Source organism: Kitasatospora sp. NPDC087861, from assembly GCF_044742585.1.
Classification (GTDB): domain Bacteria; phylum Actinomycetota; class Actinomycetes; order Streptomycetales; family Streptomycetaceae; genus Kitasatospora.
On record NZ_JBIUUS010000014.1, the window covers coordinates 73,398 to 86,945 of the forward strand.

The following is a 13,548-nucleotide window of genomic DNA, read 5'->3' on the forward strand; positions in this document are numbered from 1 at the left end:
GCCTCTCGGCGGCGGACTCAGACACGCCCTACCGCGAGACGGCCCGCCGGTACGCCCAGGTGGCGATCGCCAGCGACACCACGCCGACGCCCGCGCAGACCGCCAGGTCCCCCGCGACCAGCACCCAGTCCGGGTCGGGCGTGAAGGTCTCGGCGAAGGCCTCCACGCCGTACGTGGACGGCAGCAGGTCCCGCAGCCACAGCACCGGCTGCGGCAGGTGGTCGACCGGCAGCACGCCGAGCAGCAGCGCCGCCGACATGCCGAGCTGCCCGAGCATGGTGGCGATCTCCTGGCGGGGTGCGAGCAGCCCGCAGGCGGCGCCGAGCCCGGACAGGGCGGCCCCGGCGAGCGGGACGACCGCCAGCAGCACCCACAGCTGCCCGAGCGGCAGCCCGAACATCACCGCGCCGAAGGCCGCCGTGGCGACCGTGCCCGGCACCGTGAACGAGGCGTACGCGGCGGCCGCACCGAGCACTACCGAGGCGGCGGGCACGGGCAGCGTGGCGTAGTGGTCGAGCCCGCCGGTGGCCCGCAGCCGGCCGAAGTACTGGGCGAGCAGGTTGAGCGCGACGAACGCCACCACCAGCACGCTGGAGCCCGCCACCACCGACCGCGCGGCCGAGGTCTGCCCGGCGTCCACCACCCCCCGCATCATCACCAGGATGCCGACGGACTGGAAGGTGGCGACGAACAGCAGCGGGATCCGCGCGACCTTGGCCCGGGCGAGCTGGGCCCGGTAGACGGCGGCGAGCGCGGGCAGCAGCCGGGCCGCCGGGGCGAGCGGGGCGGGTGCGCCGCCGGTCGCGGGGGCGGTGGCCTGCGGCGGCACCGAGAGCAGCGTCACTTGGCCAGTCCTCCGTGGCGGCCCCCGAGCTTGAGGTAGGCGTCCTCAAGGCTCGGGGTGGCGAGGGTGAAGTCGTCGAGGGCGGCGAAGGCCGGGCCGGTGGTGACGGCGGCGACCAGTTCGCGGGCCTGTTCGGGGGTGGTGCGGACGGTCCAGCGGCGGCCGGTGCGCTCGGCCCGTTCGGCGAGTGCGGCGACGGCCGGGACGGCGAGCGGCGCCTCGTCCCGCCAGACCAGGTCGAGCCGGACGTTGCCGTCGACGAGGGCCTTGAGCCCGCCGGGGGTGTCGCAGGCGATCACCCGCCCGTCGTCGACCACGGCGACCCGGTCGAGCACGGTCTCCGCCTCGATGACGTTGTGGGTGACCAGCAGCACGGTCGCGCCGCGCTCGGTGCGCCGCCGGTCGACGGCGCTCCAGACGGCCCGCCGGGCGACCGGGTCCATGCCGGTGGTGGGCTCGTCCAGGACGAGCAGCGGCCGCTCCCCGACCAGGGCGGCGGCGACGCACGCGAGTCGGCGCTGGCCACCGGAGAGCTTGGCGAGCGGCCGCTGGGCGATGGGCTCCAGCCCGAGTTCGGCGAGGACGTCGGCGGCCTCGGCGCGGGCCTGGGCCCGGGTGAGCCCGCGCAGCCGTCCGGTGGTCTCGGCGGCGAGCGCGACGGTCAGCTCGTCGAGGGCGCTGGACTCCTGGCCGAGGTAGCCGAGCAGCCGGGCGGCCCGTTCGGGGTGGCGGACGACGTCGTGGCCGAGGAGCTCGATCGAGCCGGCGTCGGGGCGCAGCAGGCCGGTGAGTTGGCGGACCAGGGTGGACTTGCCGGCCCCGTTGGGTCCGAGCAGCCCGAAGATCTCGCCCTGACGGACGGTGAGGCTGATCCCGTCGTTGGCCCGGATCACGGTGGCGGCGGCTCCACGCCCGGTGCGGTAGGTCCGTACGAGGTCGCGCACGGCGACGCACGGCGGGGTGTCCTTGGGTGCTCGCCCTGCCGTCTCGCTCACGACCGAAGACTTTACGCGCTCGCGCGGGCGAACCGGACAAGGGGGCCTGATCACCGAAAACCGACTCCGGGCCGACCCCGGGCCGACCCCGGCCCAGCCGGCTTCCGCCAGGCCGAGCCGGCCCGTCGGACCGAGCCGGACCGCGCCGGGCCCGGCCGGCTGTCAGTCGTCCACGACCATCGATCCGCCGGGCACCCGGGCGGCGAGTTCCTTCCAGAATCCGGCCCGGATGGCGTAGCGGTCGTGCTCGTCGATCTGGTCGTCCTTGTGCGCGAGCAGCCCGAAGCGGGCGGCGTAGCGGAGCAGTTCGCCGTCGACCCGGTGCGGGATGCGCGGGTAGTCGGGCCAGAGCACGGTGAGCCGTTCGACGTCGCCGAGGCGTTCGCTCCAGCGGCGGGCGAAGACCTGGCCGACCTCGTGGGCGTCACCGCCGATGGAGGTGATGTCCTCCTCGCGGTCGACCCAGCGCTGTTCGGCGGTGGTGAGCTGGGCGAGGGTTGGCAGGCTGTCGCCGGCGGTGACGGCTGGTTCGGGGGCGGGTCGGTCGACCCAGCCGCGGTCGGAGGACCAGCGCAGCACCGGGCCGGCCTGCCCGGCGGCGCCCGTCCCGCCGATCGCGTGCCCGTTGGAGCCGGTCACGCCCGCACCGTGTCCGTTGACGTGCCCGTTGGGGCCGTGCCCGTTGGGGCCGTGCCCGTTGGGGCCGTGCCCGTTGGGGCCGTGCCCGTTGGGGCCGTGCCCGTTGGGGCCGTGCCCGTTGACGGCCGGGGTGACGGCGGAGGCGCGCCCGGCCAGGTCCTTGGGGGTGGGGACGACCTTGAGCGCGGCGGCCGGCTGGGTCCGCCCGTGGACGGCCGGGGCCCCGGCGGCCGCGGGGACGACGGCGGCCGGCTGGACGACCGGGGGCGCCACGGCGGGCGGGGCGGCGAGGATCTTGGCGATCTCCTGGCGGGGGCCGGGCGCCGGGAAGACGCTGGCGTTCTCGCGGAGGCTGAAGGGGCCCTCGATCCACTCGCGGTCGAGCACCCGCCGCTCGTCCGCCTCGCCGACCAGGTCCTCGGACTGGTTGAAGTCGCCGTCGGCGGCCTGCAGCGCCCACAGGTGGACGGCGACGCCGTGCTCCTTGGCGGTCATCATGCCGGGCAGCAGGTCGCCGTCTCCGGTGATCAGCACGACGTCGGCGCAGGCCCGGTTGCGGGCGAGTTCGGAGAGTTCGGCGTGCATGGCGGCGTCCACGCCCTTCTGCACCCAGCGCCCCTCGGCGCGGGTGAGGGCGCCGAGCCGCACGGTGACCCGGGGCAGCACGCGCAGCCGGCGGTGTTCGGGCATCGGGCGCCGGTCGGGCGCGGCGTCGAACCAGTAGATGCGCAGCAGCGGCAGCCCGGTCTCCGCCTCGGCGCGTTCGCGCAGCGCGGCGATCAGCGCGGCGTGGTCGACGGTGACCCGGGAACGGGACGGGTCCCCGGCGAGCAGGCTGGCGGCGGCGCCCAGCAGGTATCCGGCGTCCACCAGGACGACACAGCGGTCCATCGCGCACCTCTTTCCGCTCGCCCTCGGGGGTCGGGCCGGGTGGGCGCGGATCCGCCCGCCGTCCGGGCGTGGTGGGGTGAGGGGCCCCCGTGGCCGCCCGATCGTTGGGTCACCTTTTACCCCTGGTTCGCGTGCCGAACCTCGGCGGATGTCCCGGTACCGCAACAGCCGCCCCAACGGAACGCCAAGGCGGGCCCCGTTCAACGACGGGGCCCGCCCGAGGTCACGCCGGGGGTGGCGGGCGGGTTCAGCCCTTGAGTTCGGCGGCGACCAGCTCGGCCAGCTGCACGGCGTTGAGCGCGGCGCCCTTGCGCAGGTTGTCGTTGGACACGAACAGCGACAGGCCGTTCTCGACCGTCTCGTCCGCCCGGATGCGGCCGACGTAGCTCGGGTCCCGGCCGGCGGCCTGGAGCGGGGTGGGGATGTCGGACAGCTCGACGCCGGGGGCGCCGGCGAGCAGCTCGGCGGCGCGCTCGGGGCTGATCGGACGCTCGAAGCGGGCGTTGATCTGCAGTGAGTGGCCGGAGAAGACCGGGACGCGCACGCAGGTGCCGGCGACCTTGAGGTCCGGGATGCCGAGGATCTTGCGGCTCTCGTGGCGGAGCTTCTGCTCCTCGTCGGTCTCGTTGGAGCCGTCCTCGACGATGGAGCCGGCCAGCGGCACCACGTTGAAGGCGATCGGGCGCTGGTAGACCTTGGGCTCGGGGAACTCGACGGCGGAACCGTCGTGGGCGAGCGCGGCGGCGCCGTCGACGACCTTGGCGGCCTGGTCCTGCAGCTCGGCCACGCCGGCCACGCCGCTGCCGGAGACGGCCTGGTAGGTGGAGACGACGAGCGCGGCGAGGCCGGCCTCCTCGTGCAGCGGGCGCAGCACGGGCATGGCGGCCATGGTGGTGCAGTTCGGGTTGGCGATGATGCCCTTGGGCCGGTCGGCGATGGCGCCGGGGTTGACCTCGGAGACGACCAGCGGGACCTCGGGGTCGCGGCGCCAGGCGGAGGAGTTGTCGATGACGACGGCGCCGGCCGCGGCGGCCTTGGGGGCGAGGGCCTTGGAGGTGGAGCCGCCGGCCGAGAAGATCACGATGTCCAGGCCGGCGTAGTCGGCCGTGGCCGCGTCCTCGACGGTGACCTCGGTGCCCTGCCAGGGCAGGGTGCGTCCGGCCGAGCGGGCCGAGGCGAACAGCCGCAGCTGCTCAACCGGGAAGCCACGCTCCGCCAGGATCTCGCGGACCACGCCGCCGACCTGGCCGGTGGCGCCGACAATGCCGATCTTCATTCCGACTACTCCTCTGAATGGTGCTGTTCACAGCCGCACTCTGCCCATCATGCCTTGTCACGCGGGCGGGACGACCTGCTGTTCCACGGTGTGAGAGGCCTCTTAGTGGTCCAGACCACTCGCCAGCTTCAGAGCGGCTTCGACCTCCGCCACCCCGGCCGGCAGCAGCGGCAGCCGGACGTCCGGGGTGGGGATCCGGCCCTGGGCGTGCAGCACGCCCTTGACCACCGTCGGGTTCGGCGCGGCGAAGGCGGCCAGCGCCAGCCCGGTGAGCCGGTGCCCGAGCGCCCGGGCCCGGTCGGCGTCCCCGGTCTGCCAGGCGGCCGCCAGCTCGACGAACCGGGCGGTGGCCAGATGGGCGGAAGCGAGGATGCCGCCGGCCGCGCCGAGCGCCAGCATCGGGGCGAGGAAGGCGTCCTCGCCGGCCAGCACCGCGAAGTCGGCGGGGGCGGCGGCGAGCAGTTCCACCGCCGCCTGGTCCAGCCCGCCGGTCGCGTACTTGACGCCCACCACGCCCGGGACGGCGGCGAGTGCGGCCAGCGCGGCGGCGGACAGCTGCTGCCCGGTGCGGTACGGGATGTGGTAGACGAGCAGCGGCAGCGGGCTGCGCTCGGCCAGCGCCCGGAAGTGCGCGACCGTCCCGGCCTCGCCCGGCCGCAGGAAGGCCGGGACGGTGACCAGCGCGGCCGCGGCCTGCGGCACCCGCGCACCGAGCGCGGCCAGCGACTCGGCGGTGGAGCGGGTGTCGCCGCCGTGCGCGCCGACGGTCAGCCGGGCCCCGCGCGCGGCGCAGGCGGCCGCGGCCACCTCGACCACCGCCCACCGCTCGTCCTCGCTCAGCGCGGCGGGCTCGCCGGTGGTGCCGAGGGCGACCAGTCCGGCCGCGCCGGCCGCCAGCAGTTCGTCGGCCAGCCCGGCCAGCGCGTCCAGCGCGACCGAGCCGTCCGTGGCGAAGGGCGTGATCAGGGGCACGTGGATACCGGTGAGTTCCATGACCACGATCCTGCGGCCCGCCGATCACCCAGGTCCAGTTCACATTTCCGACGCTTCTCGTAAGCTGAGCCGATGCTCGACGTCCGACGCCTGCGCCTGCTGCGCGAACTCGCCCACCTCGGCACCATCGCCGCCGTCGCCGAGGCGCTCTCCTTCAGCCCATCGGCGGTGTCCCAGCAGCTGTCCGTCCTGGAGAAGGAGGCCGGCGTACCGCTCCTGGAGCGCACCGGGCGGCGGGTCGCGCTCACCCCGGCCGGGCGGAACCTGGTCCGGCACGCCGAGGCGGTGCTCGCCCTGCTGGAACAGGCCGGCGCCGAACTCGCCCACGCGCGAAGGGGGCTGGCCGGCCCGCTGCGGATCGGCACCTACCCGTCGGCGGCCCGCGCGATCATCCCCGCGGTGCTGGCCGAGCTGGCCGCCTGGCACCCGGGCCTGGAGCCGATGGTCGCCGAGGTGGATCCGGCGGGCGTCGGGGCGGCGCTGCGCGCGGGCGAGCTGGACGTCGCCCTGGTCCACGAGTACGACCTGGTCCCGGCCGATCCGGAGCCGGGCCTGGCGATGACCCGCCCGGTGTTCACCGAGCCGATGTACCTGGCGGCCCGCACCCCCGGCACGGTCGCCGAGCAGCGCGGCGCGCCCTGGATCATGGCCCCACCGGGCACGCTCTGCCACAGCATGGCCGTCCGGGCCTGCGAGTCCGCCGGGTTCGCGCCCCGGATCCGGCACCAGATCGACGACTTCGCGACCGTCCTGGCCCTGGTGGCGGCCGGCCAGGGCGTCGCGCTCGTCCCGCAGCTGGGCACCGCGCAGCCCCCGCCCGGCGTGGTCCTCACCCGGCTGCCGATGTACCGCCGCACCCGGGCCGCCTTCCGCGCGGGCGCCGGCTCCCACCCGGCCGTCTCGGCCTTCGTCTCGGCCCTGCACACGGCCGTCCCGCCGGGCCTGGGCGGACACGGCTGATCCCCCGGTGCCCGTCGACCGGGCACCGGGGGATCGGTCACCGGCTCAGCCCGCCAGGCAGCTCGGCCCGAGCAGCTGCTTCAGGTCCCCGAACAGCGCCGGGTCCGACTTCACCCGGTGCCGGTCCAGCCGCAGCACGGTCGTCTTGTTCCGGCCCTCCAGCCGCACCCGCACCTCCGTGGTGCCCTTGTGGCTGCCCAGCACCTCGCCGAGCCGGGCGATCAGCGGCGGGGTGATCTTCACGCTCGGGATGTTGATGACGATCGGCGCCTCGGCGTGCGCGTTCGACAGGTCCGGGACGGACAGCTCCATCCCCATCAGCCGCGGCACGTCCTCCCGCTTGTCCAGCTTGCCGCGCACGAACACCACGGCGTCCTCGGCGAGTTGGGACGACACCAGCTGGTAGCTGGCCGGGAAGAACATGCAGTCGATCGAGCCCGCCAGGTCCTCGACCGTCGCGATCGCCCAGGCGTTGCCCTGCTTGGTCATCTTGCGCTGCAGGCCCGAGATGATGCCGCCGATGGTGACGATGGAGCCGTCCGGCCGCTCGGCGAGGTCGGCCACCGCGCAGTCCGCCTTGTCGGCGAGCACGTGCTCGATGCCGTGCAGCGGGTGGGAGGAGACGTACAGGCCCAGCATCTCCCGCTCCTGGGTGAGCAGGAAGGCCTTCTCCCACTCCTCCTCGGAGAAGACCACGTCGAGGCCGAAGCTCGGCTCGTCGCTCACCGCGTCGCCGCCGAAGAGGTCGAACTGCCCCTCGGCCTCCTTGCGCTTGACGCCGACGACGTTGTCGATCATCGGCTCGAACTGCGCGGTCAGCCCCTTGCGGGTGTGCCCGAGCGAGTCGAAGGAGCCCGCCTTGATCAGCGATTCGACGGTCCGCTTGTTGCAGACCACCGACTCGACCTTGTCCAGGAAGTCCGGGAAGGAGCTGAACCTCCCCTTCGACTTCCGGGTGCGGATCATCGACTCGACCACCGGCCCACCGACGTTGCGGATGGCCGTCAGGCCGAACCGTACGAGGGTGTCACCGTGCGGGGTGAAGTCCGAGTCCGACTCGTTGACGTCCGGCGGCAGCACCTGGATGCCCATCTTCCGGCACTCGTTGAGGTAGATCGCCGACTTGTCCTTGTCGTCCTTGACGGACGTCAGCAGGCCGGACATGTACTCGGCCGGGTAGTTCGCCTTGAGGTAGGCCGTCCAGTACGAGACCAGCCCGTACCCGGCGGTGTGCGCTTTGTTGAACGCGTAGCCCGAGAAGGGGACCAGGACGTCCCACACCGCCTGGATGGCCGCGTCGGAGTAGCCGTGCTCGCGGCAGCCCTTCTGGAAGGGCACGAACTCGGCCTCCAGGATCTCCTTCTTCTTCTTGCCCATCGCGCGGCGCAGCAGGTCGGCCTGGCCGAGCGAGTACCCGGCCAGGATCTGCGCGGCCTTCTGCACCTGCTCCTGGTAGACGATCAGGCCGTAGGTCGGCTTGAGGATCTCCTCCAGGGGCTTCTCCAGCTCCGGGTGGATCGGGGTGATCTCCTGCTGCCCGTTCTTGCGCAGCGCGTAGTTGGTGTGCGAGTTGACGCCCATCGGGCCCGGGCGGTACAGCGCCAGCACGGCGGAGATGTCTTCGAAGTTGTCGGGCTTCATCAGCCGCAGCAGCGAGCGCATGGGGCCGCCGTCGAGCTGGAAGACGCCGAGCGTGTCGCCGCGCGCGAGCAGTTCGTAGGTCGGCTTGTCGTCCAGGGGCAGATCAAGCAGGTTGATCTTGATGCCCTTGTTCTTCTCGATCGCCTTGACGGCGTCGTCCATGATCGTCAGGTTGCGCAGGCCGAGGAAGTCCATCTTGAGAAGGCCGAGGCCCTCACAGGTGGGGTAGTCGAACTGCGTGATGGTGACGCCGTCGGTGTGCCGGGTCCAGACCGGGATGTGGTCGGTCAGCGGCTCGGCGGACATGATGACGCCGGCGGCGTGCACACCGGGCTGGCGGATCAGGCCCTCGATGCCGCGGGCGGTGTCGATGACCTTCTTCACGTCCGGGTCGGTCTCGTACAGCCCGCGGATCTCGCCGGCCTCGCTGTAGCGCGGGTGCGAGGAGTCGGTGATGCCGGACAGCGGGATGCCCTTGCCCATCACGTCCGGCGGCATCGCCTTGGTGATCCGGTCGCCCATCGCGTACGGGTAGCCGAGGACCCGCGAGGAGTCCTTGATGGCGGCCTTCGCCTTGATGGTGCCGTACGTGACGATCATGGCGACCTTGTCGGATCCCCACTTCTCGGTCACGTACCGGATCACGTCACCGCGCCGGCGCTCGTCGAAGTCGATGTCGACATCGGGCATGGAGATGCGCTCGGGGTTGAGGAAGCGCTCGAAGATCAGGCCGTGCGGGATGGGGTCGAGGTCGGTGATGCCCATCGCGTAGGCGACCAGCGAACCGGCTGCGGAACCACGGCCCGGGCCCACCGCGATGCCCTGGCTCTTGGCCCACATGATGAAGTCCGCGACCACGAGGAAGTACGCCGGGAACCCCATCTGGATGATGGTGTCCATCTCGTACTCGGCGAGCTTCTTGTGCTCCTCGTCGTACCCGTTCGGGAAGCGCCAGTCCATGCCCTCCCAGACCTTGGCCTTGAAGAAGTCCGCCTCGGACTCGAAGCCCTCCGGGATCGGGAAGCGCGGCATCAGGTTGCGGAACTCGAACATGCCGGCGGTGTCGACCCGCTGGGCGACCAGCAGCTGGCTGTTGCGGCAGCCCTCCTGCCAGGCGTCCGAGGAGTCCAGCGCGTACATCTCGGCGGCGGACTTGATGTAGTAGCCGGTGCCGTCGAAGCGGAAGCGGTCCGGGTCCGAGAGGTTCTTGCCGGTCTGCACACAGAGCAGCAGGTCGTGCGCCCCGGCGTCGGCCTCGGTGGTGTAGTGCGAGTCGTTGGTGACCACCGGGGGGATGTTCAGCTTCTTGCTGATCTCCAGCAGCCCGTCGCGGACCCGCTTCTCGATGTCGAGGCCGTGGTCCATCAGCTCCAGGAAGTAGTTCTCCTTGCCGAAGATCTCCTGGTAGTCGGCGGCGGACTTCAGCGCCTCGTCGAACTGGCCCAGCCGCAGCCGGGTCTGCACCTCGCCGGAGGGGCAGCCGGTGGTGGCCATCAGGCCGCCGGACAGGTCGGAGATCAGCTCCTTGTCCATCCGGGGCCACTTCACCAGCCAGCCCTCGGAGTAGGAGCGCGAGGTCAGCTTGAAGAGGTTGTGCAGGCCCTCCTTGTTCCGGGCCCAGATGGTCTTGTGGGTGTAGGCACCGGACGCGGAGACGTCGTCCCGCTTCTGGTGCGGCTGGCCCCACAGGATGCGCTTGGTGTTGGACCGGGACTCCGGCGCGACGTACGCCTCGATGCCGATCACCGGGGTGATCCCGGCGGCGGTGGCCTGCTTGTGGAACTCGGCGGCGCCGTACATGTTCCCGTGGTCGGTCATCGCGACGTGGGTCTGGCCCAGCCGCTCGACCTCCTTGAACATCTGCTTCAGCCGGGCGGCACCGTCCAGCATCGAGTACTCGGTGTGGACGTGCAGATGCGCGAACGGCTGGTCGCTCAAGGCGGGGCCTCCGGAGGCGAGTGCGGGTCTGGTGGGCCGGCGAACGTGCAGGTCACAGGGATGCCTGGAAACAGATGTGGCCCGAACCACCTCGTGGGGTCCGGACCATCGCTCACACGTTCACCCGTCTACTCTAGCTCCCGCGGTTCCCTCCAGTCGCACCCGCGCGGCCTGCCGAACCTCCGGTTCCTCCATCGGATCGTCGCGCAGACAGGCAAGGCGTTCGCGCACGTGGGGGCGGTCGGGGGCGTGCCGGACGGCCAGCAGGCGGGCGTCCGCCTCGCAGTCCCAGAGGCACTCGGTGTACACCTCGGCCATCCCCGCCGACCCGATCGCCGCCAGTGCCTCCAGGTACGCGGGGCGCTCGTACGAGTGCGGCGTCCACAGCCAGAACCGGCGCAGCAGCGACGCGGCCCCGGCCGCCCTGGGGCCGAACCGGGTCAGGCCGCGGGCGGAGTACATCGGGCCGCACCACTCCTGGGCCACCCACCGCCGCTCCAGCTCGCCCGTCACCATCCGCAGATCACCCTCGCCGCCGTGCTCCGACAGCACCGCGACACCCAGGCAGGCCAACCAGGGCCGATCGGATCCCGCCCACTCCCGCGCGGCGGGGACAGCCTGCGCTCCAAGGAGTGCGACAGCCCGCCCCAGCCTCGGCAGCGGGCGGGAGTCATCTCCCGACCCGAGCGTGGGCACCAAGGGGATCAGCCCCGGCTCGGGCTTCCGACACGACAACGCGACGAGCGCCGTGGCCCGGGCGTTCTCGGCCGCCCCCGGGTCGGCCAGCAGGGCAAGCAGGCTCGCGCTGTCCCGCTCGGGGACCGGGTCCATCACGCCGCGAGGGCCACGCGCCCCTGCGCGACGGCCACGCGCCCCTGGAAGATCGCCCTGCGTGCGCACGTCCACCCGGTGCTCGCCCTCGCGGACGTAGGCCCGCAGGGCGTCCCGGGCCTCGGCGGAGCCGCCGAGCGCCAGCAGCTCCAGGACGCCGGTGGCCCGCATGCAGGCGTCCTCGTCTCCCGCCAGCACCTCGACCACCGGCCCGAGCGGCAGCTCCAGGTCCCGGAGCAGTCGGGCCAGGTAGAGCGCCCGGTGGTCGACCTGCGTGTCCCAGCGCCAGTCCCAGCGGACGCAGCCGTAGACCAGGTCGGCGGCTGCCGTCGGGTCCTCCGCCGCCATCAGCGCGCCCAGGCCCCGACCGCGCTGCAACAGCCCGGGCAGGGTGCCTGCCGGGGCGTACTCGTATCTCCGCTCTGTCACGTGCTCCATCGTCCCTTAGCCCCCGACGGCTGGGCGGCGGGGGCTGGGGGTGGGGCGGGGGATGGGGCTGGGGATCAGGCGTCCTCGTCGGGCGGGGTCGCGCGGAGGGCGGTGATGACGCCGAGGGCGACCGTGGTGATCGCCAGGGCGAGGAGGACGGCGAAGGCGGCGGCGATCAGGAATCGCACCGGTCGGCGTCTCGTTCGGCGGCGAGGAGGAGGGAGAGGAGGTTGAGGAGAGTGGAGGCGGGGGCGGTGTTGAAGCGGACGAGGACGCGTCCGTCGATGGTGCGGTCAGTGGTGGCCGAGGGCCAGATGAGGCCGAACTTGCGGCCGCGCTCGTCGACTTCGGCGAGGAGCGTGCGGATGTGCTCGTCGGTGTAGTACCGGATCCGGGGGTCGGTCGGCAGCATGGGGCGGCGGCGCGGGAGGGGGAGGGCCATCAGGCGGCGTCCAGCTCGAACCAAACCATTTTGCCGCGTTCCTGGGGGTCCACGCCCCAGCGGTGGGTGAGGCCTTCGACGAGCTGGAGGCCCCGGCCGGCCTGGGCGAGGAGTGCCGGCTGCTGCTTCTCGGGGAGGCCGGGGCTCTCGTCGCTGACGGACACCCGGAGGGTGGGACCGACGGCGAGGATGAGGACGACCGGCGCGGGGGTCTCGCCGTGCCGCCAGGCGTTCACGAGGAGTTCGGCGAGCGCGAGTTCGGCGTCGAAGATGACGGAGGGCGGCCACCCGCAACGACACATCGCGTCCCGGAGGGACTGGCGGGCGATGGCGAGCGAGGGCGTGTTGAGGTGACGCATGGGAGATCTCCCGAGGCGTGATGGTGAAGGAAGAACCGGCGGGCATGCCGCCGAACGCCCAGCAACAGGGCGTTATTGACGATCCGTCGGATCGCCATGACACCGAACATACAGCAGCGGCATCACATGTGATCCCAAATCCGGATAGGTTCATCCTCAAGTGGACCCCGCGCCCAGCAGCGCGGCAGACTTGGGACACATCGGCAAGGAAGGAACCAATGCCGCCACGACTCAACCCGACGCTCCGTCAACGCCGCATCGGCACCGAGCTTCGGAAGATGCGCGAGGCCGCCGGACTGTCGACCACCAAGCTGAGCAGAGCGCTTGGCATCGACAGGACTCAGGTCAGCCAGATGGAGTCAGCCAAGGTCGGTGTCAGTCCAGAGCGGCTCCGTTCCTTCGCCGCCGCCTGCAAGTGCATGAATCTGCCCCTGATCGAAGCCTTGGAGTCCATGCTCCAGGACCGCTCCAAAGGTTGGTGGGAGGAGTATCGAGGAACCCTCCCTGACGGGTTCCTCGAAAACGCGGAGCTGGAGAAGACCTCTCACGAGCTCATGATCTGGGTCCTCACCCACATGCCGGGTCCCAGCCAGACCATCAGCTACGCCTCAGCAGTCTTCGGGCGAGTGATCCCTCCGATCCCTCGGCACGAGCTGGAGGCCCGCATCGCGTTCAGAATGCAGCGCAAGGCCGACCTTCGCCGCAATCCGAAGCCGCTGACTGCCTTCATCTACGAATCGGTACTGTGGACGAGGTTCGGCGGCACCCAGGTCCTCAAGGATCAACTCGCCACTTTGCTCGAAGACTCCGAGCTTCCCTGGATGACCATTCGAGTCGTTCCGTTCGACATCGAGACCTTTCCCGGTGCCGCCGAGAACCTCACCTATGCATTCGGCGCGATCCCTGAACTTGACACCGTCGAGCAGGAGTCCTCCCAGGGCCCCGAGTACCTCGATGCTGTCAGCGAGCTAACCAGCTACCGGCGCATCTTCGACCGCACCGAAGCAGCGGCGCTGAGTGAGGTCGAATCTCGCGACTTGATTCGCAAGATCGCACGAAACCTATGAAAGGCCCGACATGACCGACACCGAGTGGCAGAAGTCTTCCTTCAGCGGCAACGTCGAGAACTGCGTCGAGGTCCGCAAGGCCGACAGACTGGTCGAACTCCGTGAGTCTGACGAGGGCCACCTCATCATCCGCACCGCCCCCGCCAACTTCGCCGCCTTCCTCCAGGCTGCCAAGGCCGGCGAGTTCGACCACCACGCCTAACACCCCCCTGCGCAGGAAGTCGGCCAGCCCGACTTCCTGCG

At 71.8% G+C, this 13,548-nt stretch carries 12 protein-coding genes; 3 read left to right on the forward strand and 9 right to left on the reverse strand.

Translation table 11 applies throughout. The features are described from left to right. Window positions 1-28 precede the first annotated feature (28 nt). The 5 genes from ACIOJE_RS20750 to ACIOJE_RS20770 form a co-directional block, all read right to left on the reverse strand. Entirely contained in the window at window positions 29-844 is an 816-nt protein-coding gene (locus tag ACIOJE_RS20750) for an ABC transporter permease (RefSeq protein ID WP_400777783.1), read from the reverse strand. Beyond that, window positions 841-1,839 carry an ABC transporter ATP-binding protein gene (locus ACIOJE_RS20755; protein ID WP_400777785.1) on the reverse strand — a complete coding sequence of 333 codons (999 nt, stop codon included), beginning with the start codon at window positions 1,837-1,839 and terminating at the stop codon, window positions 841-843. Before ACIOJE_RS20755 ends, ACIOJE_RS20750 begins: the two co-directional genes overlap by 4 nt. Before the next feature lie 162 nt (window positions 1,840-2,001). Further along, entirely contained in the window at window positions 2,002-3,369 is a 1,368-nt protein-coding gene (locus ACIOJE_RS20760) for an NYN domain-containing protein (RefSeq protein ID WP_400777787.1), read from the reverse strand. Window positions 3,370-3,616: 247 nt separating this feature from the next. Next, window positions 3,617-4,645 (reverse strand): aspartate-semialdehyde dehydrogenase, encoded by a 1,029-nt coding sequence (locus tag ACIOJE_RS20765; RefSeq protein ID WP_280674398.1) that lies wholly within the window; start codon window positions 4,643-4,645, stop codon window positions 3,617-3,619. A gap of 102 nt (window positions 4,646-4,747) precedes the next feature. Then, window positions 4,748-5,638 carry a dihydrodipicolinate synthase family protein gene (locus tag ACIOJE_RS20770; protein WP_400777789.1) on the reverse strand — a complete coding sequence of 297 codons (891 nt, stop codon included), beginning with the start codon at window positions 5,636-5,638 and terminating at the stop codon, window positions 4,748-4,750. A 72-nt stretch (window positions 5,639-5,710) separates the two neighbouring features. On the opposite strand from ACIOJE_RS20770, the gene ACIOJE_RS20775 reads away from it, so the two are divergent. Continuing rightward, a complete protein-coding gene (locus ACIOJE_RS20775; protein WP_400777791.1) occupies window positions 5,711-6,598 on the forward strand; it encodes a LysR family transcriptional regulator in 888 nt (295 codons plus the stop codon). 45 nt (window positions 6,599-6,643) lie between these two features. Here the strand turns inward: ACIOJE_RS20775 and dnaE are convergent, their stop codons facing one another. The 4 genes from dnaE to ACIOJE_RS20795 all read right to left on the reverse strand — a co-directional run bounded on the left by dnaE (window position 6,644) and on the right by ACIOJE_RS20795 (window position 12,238). Next, on the reverse strand, window positions 6,644-10,177 hold the full coding sequence (dnaE, locus tag ACIOJE_RS20780) for a DNA polymerase III subunit alpha (RefSeq protein WP_280674401.1): 3,534 nt from the start codon (window positions 10,175-10,177) through the stop codon (window positions 6,644-6,646). A gap of 120 nt (window positions 10,178-10,297) precedes the next feature. Beyond that, entirely contained in the window at window positions 10,298-11,437 is a 1,140-nt protein-coding gene (locus ACIOJE_RS20785; protein ID WP_400777794.1) for a hypothetical protein, read from the reverse strand. 175 nt (window positions 11,438-11,612) lie between these two features. After that, window positions 11,613-11,879: a hypothetical protein gene (locus ACIOJE_RS20790; RefSeq protein WP_400777796.1), complete on the reverse strand. Its 267-nt coding sequence runs from the start codon at window positions 11,877-11,879 to the stop codon at window positions 11,613-11,615. Beyond that, the gene (locus ACIOJE_RS20795; protein ID WP_280674404.1) at window positions 11,879-12,238 is read right to left on the reverse strand and encodes an ATP-binding protein; all 360 of its coding nucleotides are present in this window, start codon (window positions 12,236-12,238) and stop codon (window positions 11,879-11,881) included. Before ACIOJE_RS20795 ends, ACIOJE_RS20790 begins: the two co-directional genes overlap by 1 nt. Window positions 12,239-12,258: 20 nt before the next feature. On the opposite strand from ACIOJE_RS20795, the gene ACIOJE_RS20800 reads away from it, so the two are divergent. Together ACIOJE_RS20800 and ACIOJE_RS20805 are read left to right on the forward strand one after the other, a co-directional pair. Next, the gene (locus tag ACIOJE_RS20800) at window positions 12,259-13,305 is read left to right on the forward strand and encodes a helix-turn-helix domain-containing protein (RefSeq protein ID WP_400777897.1); all 1,047 of its coding nucleotides are present in this window, start codon (window positions 12,259-12,261) and stop codon (window positions 13,303-13,305) included. 10 nt (window positions 13,306-13,315) lie between these two features. Continuing rightward, window positions 13,316-13,507, forward strand: a complete 192-nt coding sequence (locus tag ACIOJE_RS20805) for a DUF397 domain-containing protein (RefSeq protein ID WP_280674406.1) — start codon at window positions 13,316-13,318, stop codon at window positions 13,505-13,507. The last annotated feature ends 41 nt before the right edge of the window (window positions 13,508-13,548 follow it).

Bases quoted from the DNA above. Each gene is read 5' to 3' on its own strand.
- ACIOJE_RS20760 (WP_400777787.1), bottom strand. From the start codon at position 3,369: ATGGACCGCTGTGTCGTCCTGGTGGACGCCGGATACCTGCTGGGCGCC.
- ACIOJE_RS20765 (WP_280674398.1), bottom strand. From the start codon at position 4,645: ATGAAGATCGGCATTGTCGGCGCCACCGGCCAGGTCGGCGGCGTGGTC.
- ACIOJE_RS20770 (WP_400777789.1), bottom strand. From the start codon at position 5,638: ATGGAACTCACCGGTATCCACGTGCCCCTGATCACGCCCTTCGCCACG.
- ACIOJE_RS20775 (WP_400777791.1), top strand. From the start codon at position 5,711: ATGCTCGACGTCCGACGCCTGCGCCTGCTGCGCGAACTCGCCCACCTC.
- ACIOJE_RS20790 (WP_400777796.1), bottom strand. From the start codon at position 11,879: ATGGCCCTCCCCCTCCCGCGCCGCCGCCCCATGCTGCCGACCGACCCC.
- ACIOJE_RS20795 (WP_280674404.1), bottom strand. From the start codon at position 12,238: ATGCGTCACCTCAACACGCCCTCGCTCGCCATCGCCCGCCAGTCCCTC.
- ACIOJE_RS20800 (WP_400777897.1), top strand. From the start codon at position 12,259: ATGGTGAAGGAAGAACCGGCGGGCATGCCGCCGAACGCCCAGCAACAG.
- ACIOJE_RS20805 (WP_280674406.1), top strand. From the start codon at position 13,316: ATGACCGACACCGAGTGGCAGAAGTCTTCCTTCAGCGGCAACGTCGAG.